This is a genomic window from Pleurocapsa minor HA4230-MV1 (assembly GCA_019359095.1).
GTDB lineage: Bacteria > Cyanobacteriota > Cyanobacteriia > Cyanobacteriales > Xenococcaceae > Waterburya > Waterburya minor.
On record JAHHHZ010000021.1, the window covers coordinates 179,192 to 193,519 of the forward strand.

At 39.0% G+C, this 14,328-nt stretch carries 16 protein-coding genes; 8 read left to right on the forward strand and 8 right to left on the reverse strand.

Going from position 1 to position 14,328, the window contains the following annotated elements; genetic code table 11:
• The first annotated feature begins 175 nt into the window (after nucleotides 1-175).
• From KME09_13050 to KME09_13065, 4 genes are read left to right on the forward strand one after another with little or no spacing between them, the layout of a single operon-like run.
• Nucleotides 176-1,714, forward strand: a complete 1,539-nt coding sequence (locus KME09_13050) for a hypothetical protein (protein ID MBW4534855.1) — start codon at nucleotides 176-178, stop codon at nucleotides 1,712-1,714.
• A 6-nt stretch (nucleotides 1,715-1,720) separates the two neighbouring features.
• The gene (locus KME09_13055) at nucleotides 1,721-2,410 is read left to right on the forward strand and encodes a hypothetical protein (protein MBW4534856.1); all 690 of its coding nucleotides are present in this window, start codon (nucleotides 1,721-1,723) and stop codon (nucleotides 2,408-2,410) included.
• Nucleotides 2,340-2,903: a GspH/FimT family pseudopilin gene (locus tag KME09_13060; GenBank protein MBW4534857.1), complete on the forward strand. Its 564-nt coding sequence runs from the start codon at nucleotides 2,340-2,342 to the stop codon at nucleotides 2,901-2,903. The genes KME09_13055 and KME09_13060 overlap by 71 nt, the downstream gene beginning before the upstream one ends.
• Nucleotides 2,904-2,923: 20 nt before the next feature.
• Nucleotides 2,924-3,430, forward strand: coding sequence for a type II secretion system GspH family protein (locus KME09_13065; protein ID MBW4534858.1), 507 nt, complete (start codon nucleotides 2,924-2,926; stop codon nucleotides 3,428-3,430).
• Nucleotides 3,431-3,515: 85 nt separating this feature from the next.
• Here KME09_13065 and KME09_13070 read toward each other — a convergent pair whose 3' ends face one another.
• The 3 genes from KME09_13070 to KME09_13080 form a co-directional block, all read right to left on the reverse strand.
• On the reverse strand, nucleotides 3,516-3,782 hold the full coding sequence (locus tag KME09_13070) for a Txe/YoeB family addiction module toxin (GenBank protein ID MBW4534859.1): 267 nt from the start codon (nucleotides 3,780-3,782) through the stop codon (nucleotides 3,516-3,518).
• Nucleotides 3,766-4,062, reverse strand: a complete 297-nt coding sequence (locus tag KME09_13075; GenBank protein MBW4534860.1) for a type II toxin-antitoxin system prevent-host-death family antitoxin — start codon at nucleotides 4,060-4,062, stop codon at nucleotides 3,766-3,768. Before KME09_13075 ends, KME09_13070 begins: the two co-directional genes overlap by 17 nt.
• Nucleotides 4,063-4,420: 358 nt before the next feature.
• On the reverse strand, nucleotides 4,421-6,184 hold the full coding sequence (locus KME09_13080; protein ID MBW4534861.1) for a hypothetical protein: 1,764 nt from the start codon (nucleotides 6,182-6,184) through the stop codon (nucleotides 4,421-4,423).
• An 81-nt stretch (nucleotides 6,185-6,265) separates the two neighbouring features.
• Here KME09_13080 and KME09_13085 point away from each other — a divergent pair, with 81 nt between their 5' ends.
• Nucleotides 6,266-6,976 carry a Uma2 family endonuclease gene (locus KME09_13085; protein ID MBW4534862.1) on the forward strand — a complete coding sequence of 237 codons (711 nt, stop codon included), beginning with the start codon at nucleotides 6,266-6,268 and terminating at the stop codon, nucleotides 6,974-6,976.
• A gap of 17 nt (nucleotides 6,977-6,993) precedes the next feature.
• On the opposite strand, the gene ribD is transcribed toward KME09_13085, so the two are convergent.
• Complete coding sequence (gene ribD, locus KME09_13090) at nucleotides 6,994-8,082, reverse strand: bifunctional diaminohydroxyphosphoribosylaminopyrimidine deaminase/5-amino-6-(5-phosphoribosylamino)uracil reductase RibD (GenBank protein MBW4534863.1); 1,089 nt, start codon at nucleotides 8,080-8,082, stop codon at nucleotides 6,994-6,996.
• A 219-nt stretch (nucleotides 8,083-8,301) separates the two neighbouring features.
• On the opposite strand from ribD, the gene KME09_13095 reads away from it, so the two are divergent.
• Together KME09_13095 and KME09_13100 are read left to right on the forward strand one after the other, a co-directional pair.
• Nucleotides 8,302-8,589, forward strand: a complete 288-nt coding sequence (locus KME09_13095) for a winged helix-turn-helix domain-containing protein (GenBank protein ID MBW4534864.1) — start codon at nucleotides 8,302-8,304, stop codon at nucleotides 8,587-8,589.
• Nucleotides 8,590-8,713: 124 nt separating this feature from the next.
• Nucleotides 8,714-9,592 (forward strand): phosphodiester glycosidase family protein, encoded by an 879-nt coding sequence (locus KME09_13100; protein ID MBW4534865.1) that lies wholly within the window; start codon nucleotides 8,714-8,716, stop codon nucleotides 9,590-9,592.
• A gap of 121 nt (nucleotides 9,593-9,713) precedes the next feature.
• Here the strand turns inward: KME09_13100 and KME09_13105 are convergent, their stop codons facing one another.
• Both KME09_13105 and KME09_13110 read right to left on the reverse strand, forming a co-directional pair.
• Entirely contained in the window at nucleotides 9,714-10,115 is a 402-nt protein-coding gene (locus tag KME09_13105) for a biopolymer transporter ExbD (protein ID MBW4534866.1), read from the reverse strand.
• On the reverse strand, nucleotides 10,102-10,746 hold the full coding sequence (locus KME09_13110; protein MBW4534867.1) for a MotA/TolQ/ExbB proton channel family protein: 645 nt from the start codon (nucleotides 10,744-10,746) through the stop codon (nucleotides 10,102-10,104). The genes KME09_13105 and KME09_13110 overlap by 14 nt, the downstream gene beginning before the upstream one ends.
• 506 nt (nucleotides 10,747-11,252) lie before the next feature.
• Here KME09_13110 and KME09_13115 point away from each other — a divergent pair.
• Nucleotides 11,253-12,431 (forward strand): energy transducer TonB, encoded by a 1,179-nt coding sequence (locus KME09_13115; protein MBW4534868.1) that lies wholly within the window; start codon nucleotides 11,253-11,255, stop codon nucleotides 12,429-12,431.
• A gap of 40 nt (nucleotides 12,432-12,471) precedes the next feature.
• Here the strand turns inward: KME09_13115 and KME09_13120 are convergent, their stop codons facing one another.
• Both KME09_13120 and KME09_13125 read right to left on the reverse strand, forming a co-directional pair.
• Nucleotides 12,472-13,161: a phosphoribosyltransferase gene (locus KME09_13120; protein MBW4534869.1), complete on the reverse strand. Its 690-nt coding sequence runs from the start codon at nucleotides 13,159-13,161 to the stop codon at nucleotides 12,472-12,474.
• A 276-nt stretch (nucleotides 13,162-13,437) separates the two neighbouring features.
• The gene (locus KME09_13125) at nucleotides 13,438-14,055 is read right to left on the reverse strand and encodes a DedA family protein (GenBank protein ID MBW4534870.1); all 618 of its coding nucleotides are present in this window, start codon (nucleotides 14,053-14,055) and stop codon (nucleotides 13,438-13,440) included.
• Between the last annotated feature and the right edge of the window lie 273 nt (nucleotides 14,056-14,328).

Sequence of the window (14,328 nt, forward strand, 5' to 3'; positions counted from 1 at the left end):
TATAGCTACATCTTGTAAGGGCGAATGGCCATTCGCCCCTACCCAAAAATCATTACTAAAACTTTTTTGACCTGTCAGTGATCGCGATCGCACTTCTTTTGGGTACTTTAGGTAAGACTTAAGGCGAGGTCTTGTGTACCTTGATTGACACCTATTTGTAAGTGCTAGCTTTTAGATGAAACTTTTATTATTAAAAATTCTATTACAGCGTCGTGCCAGGGATGAAGGATTTACCTTGCCGATGGTTATTGCCCTGGGGTTAGTAATGATCCTCTTAGGGGCAGTCAGCATGACTATTGCCAATGAAGAAAACATAACTGCTATTGCTCAAAATTCTCGCTCTGATGCTTTAGCGATCGCCGAAGTCGGAGTTGCTCGATATAGAGAGACTTTAGATCGCAACCGAAGATTAGCAATAAATGATTCAAGTCAGTGGGGAACGCTAACTGGAATTTGTAATAACAATACAAATGAGACGACGACTACTGATGATTATTTCCCTTCATTAACCGAAAACGTCGCCAATACAATTGCTCTGGCGGAAGATGGTCAGGTACTTAACAATGATGGCGACAATACTGATAGTTTCAATATTGGCTCTTATTCTTTAGTTTCATATGACTATAGTAATACCAACGATACTTTCGACTCAACCAATGATACAAATAACAGTAATGCCAGAGGGATATTAACTGTTAAAGGTACAGCTCCCGATGGCAGTGAAGCGCAAATCGAAGCAGAAATTCCTGTCCGCATCAACCTTGAGGATATGAATACGATTGCCCCTGCCTTGTGGGTTGGTAGTACTAGTCCAACTTTAGGTAATTTAACTATTGGCAATGGTAATGTGGTAATTAAAGACCCAGCCACAAGCACGGCAGATGGATGCGGAAATTTTTCTGCCCTAGCGTCTACTTCAAGACCAGTGATTAGCGACAGTCGGGATTTACCTCCAATCACTAAAATTACAACAGATATAGCCGATGCCAAAAGTAAATGGTCTATAACGACAGGCTCTGTGAATAATTTTCCTTCCACTGTTACAGAACCCAGAACTGTTGCAGGGGTGACTACTCAATATAAAAAAGTTATTTTTGCTTCTACTACTGATAAAACTTACAAACCAATAGAAGTAGGCCCACCAATAGTAGCTGCTAGTAAAGATTGTCCTAATATCAAAAAATGTCGCTATTATTATGATTCTGATCCCACTGATACATCAGTTTTGACATATACAGATACAGATTTACTGACTGATGGTATTGCTGGAACCACTATGCTATTAAATCGACCTCTGAAAATCGAAGCGACAAACACTGTTGGAACAGGTCAAAATGTGAAAATTGGTAGCACTAGTCCCGTTGCTAATGATTCTAATACTTTTGAAATATACGTTAATGGTAATCACGGCATCACCATCGAAGTAGCGAGTGGTAGAACTGTAACTATTAATGGTTTTATCCATGCTCCCCAGAGTACCTTAACTGTTGAGGGAAGCGGAATTGTGAATATTAATGGTTCTGTTTGGGTTAACAACTTTGTTAATAGTACAGCTACCGTAAATATTTCCCCAGACATGATTACGAGAGTAGCAACCCCCGATGATCCTTCGACTTCAGGTAGAGGATACAGATTTTATAGTACAACTGCTAGCAGAACTCCTAGGCCTATAACTGGTAGCCCGACTAACTGGAAAACGGAGCAGGTGAATTAAACTCTTATGAATAAACTGTTATTGTTGTTATTGTTTAAATTTAAAAAAGTAACGCCTCGACAAGAAGCAGGCTTTACTACCCTAGAAATTCTTATTTCGCTAATAATTGCTTTACTCTTTGTTGCTGTATCCATGCAAAGTTTGGTCTATGCAATGGCAATGAAAGTTCAGGCACAAGAAAAGCAACGAGCTAATGAATTAATTCAAGAAGATATTGAAAGGATTAATCGATTAGGTAGCACGATAACGCCAGGCGCTGTAGCAAGTACAACAACTATAGCCACTCGTCCATATTGCAATCCAGTAGATACTTCTGCAATAGCTGCTGCACCATCAGCGACTCCTCCCGTACCTGTTGCGATACCTACATACACAGCTTATGAAAATAGTTACGCTAATGCGTTGTGGCGTGCTATTCCCACTACGACTCAAACCAAGACCCTGAGCAAAAAAATTAACTCGGATGGTTCGGTTAGCACAGGTGGTAAACAGCTTGCTTTAAGAAGGTTTCATGTTAGTAGTACAACTAATAATAGTACTGCTCCCCACCGCACCTTAAAAGTTGGATATCAAGTGTGGAATTGGGATGGCACTGATTTTAAAAATAAAAATGGTGGATCTCTTGATGCTGGAGATGAACCGATCGCAGAAACTTATGTGGAGATTATACCCGATGTCGCTTTACGCTGTCCGTAAATCTAGTTCTGGCTTTACTCTGATTGAGATGATGGTAGTTACTATCATTATTGGGGTAATTGCTGCGATCGCTGCTCCTAACTTTCTTGGTTTGCTCAATCGCAATCGAATTAATGATGCAGCACAACAAGTTGAAGGAGCGTTAAAAGAAGCTCAAAGACAGGCATTGCGCAGAGGGAAGCAATGTACTATAGCTATAAGCAGTACTAATAAAACTATTTCTAATTCTGGAACTAGTGGTTGTTTATTAAGTGAACGAGATTTGAAAAAAATAGATAACTCAATTCAACTTAGCTCAAATACAACATCCATTGTTTTTTCGGGTAAAGGCAACATCACTGGAGGAACTGCCCCGACTTTAGTTGTATCTATGTCTAATGGCTCACCTGATCAAAAGTGTATAGTGCTTGAGGGTTTATTTGCGACTCTGCGTTCAGGGAACTATACAGGAACTATTCCCGCTTCACCAGTTGCCACAAACTGTAGTAATTAAAAAGATTACTATAATTGCTAATGTTAAAGAAAAGCCTCAAAATCAATCGTGGTTATACGCTAACAGAGCTTTTAGTTACTCTTGTCATTGTGGGAGTTATAGCTGCGATCGCTTCTCCCTCTTTTATGGGCTTGCTTAGTCGCTATCGATTAGAAGAGGCATTGCAACAGCTATTAGGCGCAATCAACGAAACCCAAAGGCTGGCTATGGTTCGAGGTAAATCCTGTCGGATTAATATTAATCTCAGCACTAACAATATTACGGCAAATACTGCGGGTTGTTTGTTAAGAGATCGCAGTATTAGTGACAAAATAACCATCCGCTCCAACTTTACAGGCACAACCAATATCACTTTTTCCTATAAGGGCAGTAACACTAGAATGGGTACTATCGTCTTATCTTCAGATCATACAGATTTGCAAAAATGCTTTGCGATTGCCCTTGGTACTGGGATTAAAAGAGTTGGTAATTACAAAGGCAGTAAAACTGGTTCAATTTCCCCCCCCGACTGTAAAACAACTCAATAGATAGCTGAAAACTTAGTCTTTATTATAAAAGCGATCGCCCAAAAGAAGTCCATAATTGCAGAGGATGGTAAAAAATTTGAGTATTCTAATAATGATACCTAGCTTGCAAAAATTCGATAAATCTTTCAGTTACTCGATAAACTAACCTATGTTCCTGAGTAATTCTTCTCGACCAAACATCACTTGCTATATGCTTCAAGGGTTCAGGCTTACCAATACCTTGAAACGGGTCTTCAGTCACTGCTTCTATCAAATCTAAAATTTTCTTGGCTTTAGCCTTGTCTTTTCTAAACCACCAGCCTAAATCTTCCCGAAACCTTGGGTTAAAAATAATCTTACGGTTGGCATTCATCGATTAATTCTGACAAACTTTCGCTCTCAATTAATTCATCAGGCAGTTTATCTCGAACTCTAGATTCTTCTAGGGCTGCAAACAATCGCTCGGCATTTTTAGGCGATCGCAATAAATGTAAGCTTTCTAAAATAGCAGTCAGTTCATCAGCAGGTAAAATAGCAATATCCTTATGCCCTCTTCTAGTAATAAGAGCGATCGCGTTTTCCTGTTCGATTCGATTTAACAAGGTAGCCAAATTTTGTCTGGCATCAGTATAAGAAGTAGATATAGGAAACATCTTTTTTGTACATATATTCTGTACATAATATCATATGCGCTGCGATTACCGAAGTTCTTTGGTAACAGTCCCAATTTTTGGCTTAATTTGCAAAATGCCTGGGAAATTTATCATACTCAAGCAGCAGAAGCAGAACAACTGGAAAAAATTCAACCTATTGCCCAAGGTTGAAAAACTGTTAGGCATATCGCCCCTACGCAAATATTCTTTTGGTTTGACTTTTGAGATAACTACAAAAAATACTAAGGTTTGTCTGGTTCTTCTCCTAATTCAGCACACCATTCTAAATAGTCATCTACCGAATAATGAACTATAAATAGTTGATTACCGATTATCCAACAAGCAAAAATTAATATTTTTATGTTACTGGTGGTTTGCCTGTAGCAGGAGAGCATGTAGTACCAGAAAAACAACTAGGAGCAAATTTCTGTTTAAATACATCTGAGGTAACAATAAAGATATTATCTTGTAAATCAAATCCAGGTTTCGTAGTATCAGCATGAACACCAATTTCAAACCCAATAATTCGTTGATCCTCTCCTAAAAGTTTTAATCTTGCCTTTTCTGCTGTCTTTTGTTCTGCTGTCAAACTTGCTAATGAGTCTATATAATTTTTATAGGCGTTGATATCATCCACAGAACTTGGAATTTTAAATTTTGTGTCTCGGTTGTTTAATATTTCGGCCAGGGTGCCTGTAGTAGTATTATTAGCACTATCAATAATTGCCCAACCCTTATTATATAAAAACTTGCCTAGAGTTTCTTGCCCTAATGCATTAGTGCCATATTGGGGAACACTAGAACCTTGTTTAAAAAATTGAACAGTTTCATTAGTAATACCAATAGCACCATTAACCCTAGTTGGGTTACTAGCATCTGTGGGACAACTTCCTGAACCACGACTAGCATCACAATAACCATTAAATGTTTTAGGATTACCAAAGTTGATGGTGTGTGATACTGAAGCTGAGCTACTGTCACAACCTGTTGCATTTAAAGGATTAGAAGTAATTGTTAGCGGTTGATTATCTTTTATTTCAATTGGTTGGGGTTGGGCTTGTGTAGTGATATTTGGATTTTGAGTCCAACTAACTTTATTAGGATCTGTATCAGGAGTTGCAGAATTACTAAAATCAGTTCGCATATGCCACCATTCTGGTGTAGTAACACCTGCAACATTAACATCCTTGCATTTATAGTTTCCTCCTAAACCTTCAACATTCCAGCTAATAGATGTATTATCATCCATTTTATTTGCAAGAGTTTCTCTAGCTCTAGCTACAACTTGACTGTCATTGGTTTGGCTATCATTATTTACGCCACTGGCAGTTTTGGTTTGTCCTGTGAGAAATAACTGCGCTGTATTTGTGCCAGTAATACAAGCATAAAAACCTTTAGGAGTAGCTGGGGTAACTGTTCCAGTAGAACAAGGAGAAGTTACGGTTGTATCATTAATACCATCAATTAATGCTTGCTCTGTCCATGTGCCAGCAGTATATTCACCATTCGCGTTCAATGGTGGCCCCCATCTATATAACACTTGAGGTCCTTTCCAATTTTCTAGACCTGTTGATTTGAGATAATAGACTATTTTTCCTCTAGAATTTATTTCTGGGATATCTAATGCAAAAACTGGTGTTTTCGGATTTCCATCAGAATCTGTAAGACTGAAAGTGCCACCAGTACCACTCACATTAGCAATAGTTACATTTGTCTCAATATTTCTAGCTCGTTTAACTTCGTCAGAAATAAAATCCAAAGCGCGGGAGTTTTCGGTTCTGGCTTTTACTTTTGAAGTTTCACTTTGACTAGTTGCTAATACTGTCATGAGACCAAAACCCAACGCACCAATAACAAAAATACTCATGAATAAACCAACCAAGAGTTCAGTTAGAGTAAAACCAGCATTAGATTTGTTTTTTTTTAAAAGTTTGTATAACTCTTTATTTTTCATATTAAGGATTTTCTTGGCGATAAAATTTAAAATATATTTTGTAGTATTCGGGCTATGTCGATCGGCAAAATAATCAGGGATTAAATATTGCTTATACTTGTTGCCATTTATACAATTACTGTCCCAATATAGTTGGCGCGATCGAGCTACGTAAATTGGTAAAGACACTGATTTTTAAGTAAAGTTAAAGTAAATTTAAGGTAAATTGCTTTTTTTGAATCTGCTAAAATAGTTAGGCACAACAAAGCTATGGCATATATCCGCACCAAAAAAGTGAAGGGAAAAGAGTACCAATACTTAGTTGAAGGGTATCGAGATCAAAATGGTAAGGTCAAACAGCGAACCATCAAGTATTTGGGTGCAGTTTCAGCTAATAATGAAGGAAATGAAATGGTTACTACTCCCACTAAAAAAATAACTTTTGCAGAATATCTAGATTATGACGATGGTACAGATAAGTGTTATGAGTTGGTGGATGGAGAATTAGTAGTAATGAATCCACCAGCTAAAAAACATTTTAAAATCAGTCGTTTTTTAGTAAGACTGTTTGAAGATTTCGTATCTCGCCAAAAATTGGATATTGAGGTGATTACAGGTATCGGAGTAAGAACTGGGTTAAATAAAGCTCGTATACCTGATGTGAGCGTAATTGACGGCGAAGTATGGCGTAGTATACCTGATAATGCCTCGGCTGTGGTTCAAGTACCCCTTATGCTGGCGGTAGAAATAGTTAGTCCTGGTAGAGAGCAACTATCTAGAGACTATACCGAGAAGGTAGTTGAGTATCAAAACTCAGGTATTCCTGAATATTGGATTGTTGACCCCATGGAACAGAAAATAACCGTTCTGGTTCTAGAAGATGGTAGCTACAATAAAACTATATTTACTGGAAAATCAGCGATTGGTTCTAATACATTTCCAGGATTTGAAATAACGGCGGAAGAAATAATATCTGCGTGAACAATAAGTTATGTAAGTTATAAATATCCTGCGAGTAGAATGTCTGAACCTATTACCTTAACGTCAACATCTTGTAATTGCAATGCTTCTGTCATCTGGTTGAAACCTAAGTTACCGACAGGGGATGGTGCGTCTGTGCCACCAATGATTTTAGGCGCGATGAATGCCATTACTTTTTGAATTGTACCATCGGCGATCGCTTTAGCTGCTAATGTACCGCCACATTCCCAAAGAACTTTGGAGATTCCTCTTTGATATAGATGTTCCATTACTATTTTTGGCGTGAGTGCAGCAACGGTAATAATATGAGTATTGTCACTGAGTAGTTTTTGCTGCTGTGCAGGATCGTTATTTTCAGTGAAGATAAGAGTGTCAGCTAAATTGTCATGCCAGAGGTTGCAATTAGAGGGTAGATCGAGACTACGACTCATAACAACTCGCAACGGGTTGTGTTCGGTAACACCATGAGTAGTCAGACTGGGGTTGTCTTGGCGGACTGTATTTCCCCCAATGATTACAGCATCACAGGTGCTTCTTACCTGATGTACGAGATGACGGGAAGCTTTACTACTCACCCAAGCACTATGTCCAGTCGCAGTAGCTATTTTGCCATCTAAAGTCATGGCATATTTAAGTATGCCAAAGGGTTGTTGATGCAGTATCCGATGGATAAAGGCTTCATTTAGTTGACGACAGGCGCTTTCTTCTACCCCCACGATAACTTCGATTCCTGCTTCCCGTAGCTTTTTAATTCCCCCGCCAGCAACGCGAGGATCGGGATCTACCATGCCTGTAACTACTTTTGCTACCTGCGCTTTAATTAATGCATCAGAACAGGGGGGAGTTCTCCCATAGTGATTACAGGGTTCTAGGTTGACATATACTGTTGCGCCTTGAGCTTGTCCTGCATCTTGTAAGGCAAATACTTCTGCATGGGGTTGTCCAACTCCTGGATGAAAACCAGATCCAATCACTACGCCATCTTTAACTACAACTGAACCGACTAAAGGGTTGGGTGATGTTTGTCCTGCTGCACGTTGAGCTAGCTGCAAACATTTCTGCATCATTTCACGGTCAAAAGCTGAGATTTGAGGTTGATTGGTCATAGCACTATTAATTAGCTAATTAGCGAGACTAGTAATTACATGTAAAGTTACCTTCAAGATTTCTAGTTTACGTATATTTTCGGTCGCCATTACTTAATCCAAGGGATATAACTGCGTGGATAGCCCTAGGTTCTTGCTGTTGTCCAGTTTTTGTCATTTGAGAAAAATTTAACAACTTTTGACCTTCGCTTTAGTTAATGCTTGCAGGAAGATGATTTCGTGATTGAAATAAAGATTATTAGCGCTAGTCCTGGTATGAGTACTCAAGAACAATTATTACAGCTAATACAAGCCAGAAAAACGGGTATAACCATCAAAGAGATTAAACGTATTCTTAATCGTCCCATATCGATGATTCAGATTCATCTTAGAGAATTAATTGCCGATAAAGCCATTATTACCCACAAAAATAGGGCGGGAGTTGGCTTGATTTACTATCCTGGTAAAAATATCGGTGTTGCTGACCAAATAATGTCGCAGGAAACAGCTATAAGCTATAAGCTATAAGCAATTTTTACTTTTCGGTAGGGGAACAAAATATTTTATAAGCATTACGCATTCACCAACACTTAATTTAGCAACGCCAAAATATCAATTAATAGTTATATTTATTTATTACGATAGTCCCTTCATGAAACAGCCTAAAAGAATTATTTTAGCTTTAGTTTGCTTGGGCTTTGGCTTATTGCTTGCGATTCAATCTCGACCAGCTCAATCGATCGCAGATAATCAACTTAATTATCAAACTATCAAGCGATCGCAATATACTATTCATACAGTCACAATTCCCCACCACAGTAATTATCTAGTTAGTCCCGTTATTTCAGGAGATCTACAGCCCATCTCGGACTTTGCTCAAGATCAGGTTGTGGCAGCGATTAATGGTGGTTATTTTGACCCTGTTAACCAGAAGACAACTTCTTTTATCGTCGAGCGATCGCAAATTGTGGCCGATCCACGTTTTAATGAAAGACTGGTAGATAATCCCGATCTTAAACAGTACTTGAGAAAAATTTTTAATCGTGCTGAGTTTCGTCGCTATAACTGTGCTGGATCAATGCAATACGATATTCAGCTACATTCCGCACCCATACCTAACGATTGTACCTTAATTGAGTCTTTAGGGGGAGGGCCTGGTTTATTACCTCAAGATACTTCCGAGGCTGAGGGTTTTATTACCTATCAAAAAGGTGAAAAAATTCGCGATGCGATCGGCAATAATAGTTTGAATGCTCGAAGTGCAGTAGGCATTACTCAAGCTGGAGACGTTATCTTGGCTATGGTAGCGCAACACTCAGATCGACCTTTAAATTCGGGTATCTCGATTCCTGAACTGGGTTCGGTGATGTCTAGTTTGGGTGCAGTTAAGGCAATGAATCTCGATGGCGGAAGTTCAGCCTCGCTTTACTATAATGGTCGGGCTATTTATGGCAGAGTAGATCGAGCAGGAAAGAAAATTATTAGACCGATTAAATCTATTTTGTCAGTAACTAAGCTTGTACACATTTAACGCATTTAAATTGTGTATTATGACCATAAACAATAAATCATTAAAGTCTCCTCCCTATTTTCCTATCTCCCTGTCTCCCTATCTCCCTATCTCCCCGTCTCCCCGTCAATCAACTTTTGCTTTACTCTTTAGTAGCTGCGATCGCCATGGTTGCCCCTGGTACTTGGCGCAAACGATCCATTACTTTAACTACCTGTCCGTGTTCGACTTTTTCATCAGCGTTAATAATTACCAATGAATCTGAATTGGGTGCAATTTTCTCCGTCAATGTGCCTTTTAATTGAGCGAGTTCAATTGGCTGACGGTCTACGAAGATATCTCCATCGGTTTCAATGGTAACGTTGATCTGTGCCGTTTGTTTGGGTTCGGATGTCTGCGCTGAAGGTAAATTAACTGGTAAACCTTGCGATCGTGTTAGAGACAAAGAAGAAACCATGAAAAATGCCAAAATCGCAAAGATGACATCAATCATCGGCACAATATTAATCTCAAAATTCTCTTCAGGCTCATTAATGGGGCGCATATTTTCTTGCTCCTAGATGAAAACGACGATACAGCAGTTCTAATTGACCACCATATTCTTGAATTAATGCTAATTCCTGTAAGTATAGACCCCGAAAAGTATTGGCAAACAACAGCGTGAAGATTGCTACTACCAATCCCATTACCGTTGAGACTAAAGCTACACTTAGTCCCTCCATTACTCCTGCTGAGTTAGAACCAGTGGCATTCCCTATATCCATCGATGAAAAAGATTCCATCAAGCCCAAAATCGTACCTAACAGTCCCAAAAGTGGAGAAGCCGCAACAATAGTTTGAAACAAAGTAGCAAATCGTCTCAAAGTTGGTATTTCTGCCTGGGTAGCACTATCTAGAGCCAAGCGAAACTCATCGGCAGTAGGTTCTTCTAGCTCTAAAGCCTCTAAAAAAATTCGGGCGATGGGTAATTGGGCATTCTTTTTTAATTTAGCTACTGCACCAAAAGAGTCAGAGCGATAGAGAGAAAGTGCTTCCTTAACAACACGCCGTTGCTTGCGCTTAATTCGTACCCAAAAGATAATTCGCTCAATGATCAGAGCCACTGCTAAGAGAGAAAAAACCAGCAAAGGATAACTAACAATGCCCCCTGCTGTCAAAATATTGTTAATCGGCATAAGCTCTATTCACAAGTAATTGCAATTAATTATCATCTTGATGTGTTAAAACATATCATATCCTATTGGTAAATCTACACCATAAAATTTTAAGTTTGAAGTTTTTTTACAACTCAAGTAAGGATTAAGATTTTGCGCTTGACTTAGCTAGTACCTCTAAGATACGTTCTCAGACTTTTGATTAGATAGTTAGGAGCAATACTTTGTTAGTATTTAACAGTTAGTATTTGACAACTTGAGAAGCTAGAACGGACAATTTATTAGGTGATGCAGCTGATCTTGTCACTATCAAATAAACTACTTAAATAGAAAGATTAGCCGTTGCTTTAAAAAATACTTTTTTTATGATACTATTCGCTAATAGTAATTAATATCAATAAGTTTATTACAGATAACGCTATTGTCAATAGTTAATCACCTCCGCCACAGGCTTCCTCGTATTGTGGTTGTTGCCTTAAGTTAGGAACTTGCTAAAACTTTCAGCTTCAAACTAAAAATTATTACTAATGTCTACTTCTAAGTTTTGTATTGAGCAACGTCAGCAAGAACAGCAACAGCTGAAAAAATTACTGATATTTGGTTTTGCTAGTTCTACATTACTACATGGGATAGCTGCCTATGCACTTCCTTATTTATCGGTTGAGTCACCCCAAGTTAAAAAACCGCTGGAATTGGTCATTGTGGATCGACCAAAACCAAAGCCCAAACCAAAGCCGCCAGAAGTTAAAATAAAACCTCAACCTCAGATCGAATCAAAACCAATAGTCAAATCGGAACCCAAACCAACTCCCCAACCAGAACCAGTCAAAGCGGTAACTACACCTCCGCCAGTACCTAAGCCAGAACCAGTCAAAGCGGTAACGCCACCCCCGCCAGTACCTAAGCCAGAACCAGTTAAAGCGGTAACGCCACCCCCGCCTGTAGCTAAACCAGAACCACCACAACCAACTCCCAAAAAGCTTTTAACCGCTCCCACCTCCGCTTCACCATCGAGTGTTTCAGTACCAACTAGTTCGGCTTCAGATTCTGCCAATAACAACAATGACTATAATGGCAGTAATAGCTCAGAAGTGTCTGGTGAAGTCGCGACCAATAGCAATAACAGCGCGTTATCAGGTACTGAGTCTGGTAGTGAGCCAGGAATTGCTTGTGTTAATAACTGTGAACCAGAGTACCCTGATGCCTTAGAAGGAGTAGAAGGTAGCGCGGGAGTAAAATTAACTATCGATTCCACTGGTAATGTAATCGGCGCAGAGTTAGCCTCTGCCGATAGTAACAGTCAAGTCAATCGACAGGCATTATTGGCAGCTAGACAAATGGAGTTTAGTTCTCCCCCTGGTGGTAATGCAGCATCAGTCCAAGTCAAAATTAATTTTACTGTAGAGGGTTCCGAATACGATCGCCTTGCCCGCCAAGAGCAAGAAAAAAAAGAACAAGAAAGAAAAGAACGCCAAGAACAGCAGCAAAGACAGGTAAAACAGGCACAACAAGAACGATTGGAACAAGAAAGACAGGCAAGGATGCGTCAACAGCAGCAACAAAGACAGGTAGAAGTCAAACCGAAGCCCGAACTTCTAGATAACCAATCTGCACCGAAACCTTTGCCTACTCCTATGGAAATAGAACCAGACGAAGAGCAGCTACGCCAGTTTCGAGAAAGAATTGAGAATTATCAAGAAAAGTAAGTAAAATCATCAGCTAATCAATCAATAATAGCCAACTCTACTAACAGGACTCCGTCAAATTTTGACAAGTCTGTTGTACCAGTAGATTGCAGACTTCTTGGTCTGTTGTTTGGGTAAAATTTTCATACCAAAACCCCACTGCACCTAGAGATTTGGGTGTTACTAGACAGATCATCTGATTTACTTGGTGTTTTAATTTGGCGATCGCCTGCCGAGAAGCCACAGGAGTCGCAATAATAATTTCGGCTGGCTGGTGTTGACGTAATACTTCCACAGCAGCGTGCATCGTTAGACCAGTAGCCAGACCATCATCAACCACGATAACAGTGCGATGGTCAATTGTCAGCATCGGGCGAGAATGACGATAACAAGATTCACGCCATCTTAATTCAGCTTTTTCTTTGGCAGCGATCGCCTGTATCCGTTCTGGGCTAAGTCCATTAGTTTGAGCTGTATCTCGATCAATAATCGTAATGCTACCGCTATAGTTGTTTAGTAAAGCATCTTCTGCTACGGCTCCCATTGCTGTTTCTGGATATCCAGGTAAGCCTAGTTTTCTGACCAAGCATACGTCTAAGGGAATGTTTAAACTCTTGGCTATTTCGTAAGCCACAGGTACGCCACCGCGAGGTAATCCCAAAACTATCGCTTGAGAACTATTTGTATAGGCTAAAAGCTGTTGAGCTAATTTTTGACCTGCATCACGTCGATCAGAAAAAACTGCATTCATTTTATTTACTGGTTTCTGCTCCATACTATCAAGATAGATTAAAAGCTTGAGGAAGTTGTGAGAGTTTTGCCCAGTTGGGACGTGATTCGGTGTCAATCTGATTTAGGGCTATCTCGTTCTAACTGTAGTAAACCAAGAAATAAATTTCTTGGCTTAAAAACAAAGTCCGTTTAAACGGACTTAATGTACTTAGACAGAGAATTTATTCTCTGGATATATGAGAATGAAATAGCCCTGCATCAGATTCAGTTAATTACTAATTTATCGCAAAAAAGATTACCTTTTCTTATTGCGCATAGAAGTTCTGTTTCTTTTAATTACCCAATAAATAGAAAGCGCTATAATTACTAGTAAAACTAAAATAGAAATAGGTTTTAAATATATTGCTACTAGTTTATAGTTAGCACCTAAAAGATAACCCGATGCTGTCAAAAAAGTTATCCAAACAATACTACCCAAGGTTGAATAAAAGAAAAATGGTAATATTGGCATTTTACTAATACCTGCTGGCACAGAAATATAGGTGCGAATGCCAGGAATAAGACGGCCAAGGGCAGTAGCTATATCACCCTTTCGATCAAACCAATCCTTTGCTTGCTGCACATCTTTTCCAGAAATAGTAAGCCATTTGCCATAGCGATCGGCAATTGTTTTAGTTCTTTTTAATCCCCAAAATTTACCCAGAAAATACCAAGGAGTTGCACCTATTACTGAACCAAAAGTTCCAGCAATTACTACCCCAAAAAAATTCAAGTTTCCTTGGGTAACTGTAAATCCTGCCAAAGGCATAATCAACTCGGAAGGAATTGGAGGAATGATGTTTTCCAATGCCATTAATAGAGCAATTCCTACATAACCAAGAGAGTTAATTGTATTAATGATAGATTCAAGCATTAGTTATCTGTTAATTTGTAATTGACACAATATTTTTATCCAGTAAATACGGAATTAACAGCAAGTTGAAGCTGATGAAAAAGAGGATATGCGATCGCCTGAATAAATAATCATTTACCATAACTATTAAAAGGGAACTTGAACAAGTAATGTAGCTACAAGAGTACTCAAGAAAATTAGTAATAAGAAACTTGGTAGGTTGGGTAGAACCAAGCGTGAAACCCAACAAAATCTTTTAATCCTTGGGTTTCGTGCCTCAATCCAACCTACTAG

Excerpts from the sequence above, each read along its gene's own strand:
- KME09_13050 (MBW4534855.1), top strand. The coding sequence starts at position 176 with ATGAAACTTTTATTATTAAAAATTCTATTACAGCGTCGTGCCAGGGAT.
- KME09_13055 (MBW4534856.1), top strand. The coding sequence starts at position 1,721 with ATGAATAAACTGTTATTGTTGTTATTGTTTAAATTTAAAAAAGTAACG.
- KME09_13060 (MBW4534857.1), top strand. The coding sequence starts at position 2,340 with ATGCTGGAGATGAACCGATCGCAGAAACTTATGTGGAGATTATACCCG.
- KME09_13065 (MBW4534858.1), top strand. The coding sequence starts at position 2,924 with ATGTTAAAGAAAAGCCTCAAAATCAATCGTGGTTATACGCTAACAGAG.
- KME09_13070 (MBW4534859.1), bottom strand. The coding sequence starts at position 3,782 with ATGAATGCCAACCGTAAGATTATTTTTAACCCAAGGTTTCGGGAAGAT.
- KME09_13075 (MBW4534860.1), bottom strand. The coding sequence starts at position 4,062 with ATGTTTCCTATATCTACTTCTTATACTGATGCCAGACAAAATTTGGCT.
- KME09_13085 (MBW4534862.1), top strand. The coding sequence starts at position 6,266 with ATGGCATATATCCGCACCAAAAAAGTGAAGGGAAAAGAGTACCAATAC.
- ribD (MBW4534863.1), bottom strand. The coding sequence starts at position 8,082 with ATGACCAATCAACCTCAAATCTCAGCTTTTGACCGTGAAATGATGCAG.
- KME09_13100 (MBW4534865.1), top strand. The coding sequence starts at position 8,714 with ATGAAACAGCCTAAAAGAATTATTTTAGCTTTAGTTTGCTTGGGCTTT.
- KME09_13105 (MBW4534866.1), bottom strand. The coding sequence starts at position 10,115 with ATGCGCCCCATTAATGAGCCTGAAGAGAATTTTGAGATTAATATTGTG.
- KME09_13110 (MBW4534867.1), bottom strand. The coding sequence starts at position 10,746 with ATGCCGATTAACAATATTTTGACAGCAGGGGGCATTGTTAGTTATCCT.
- KME09_13115 (MBW4534868.1), top strand. The coding sequence starts at position 11,253 with ATGTCTACTTCTAAGTTTTGTATTGAGCAACGTCAGCAAGAACAGCAA.
- KME09_13120 (MBW4534869.1), bottom strand. The coding sequence starts at position 13,161 with ATGAATGCAGTTTTTTCTGATCGACGTGATGCAGGTCAAAAATTAGCT.
- KME09_13125 (MBW4534870.1), bottom strand. The coding sequence starts at position 14,055 with ATGCTTGAATCTATCATTAATACAATTAACTCTCTTGGTTATGTAGGA.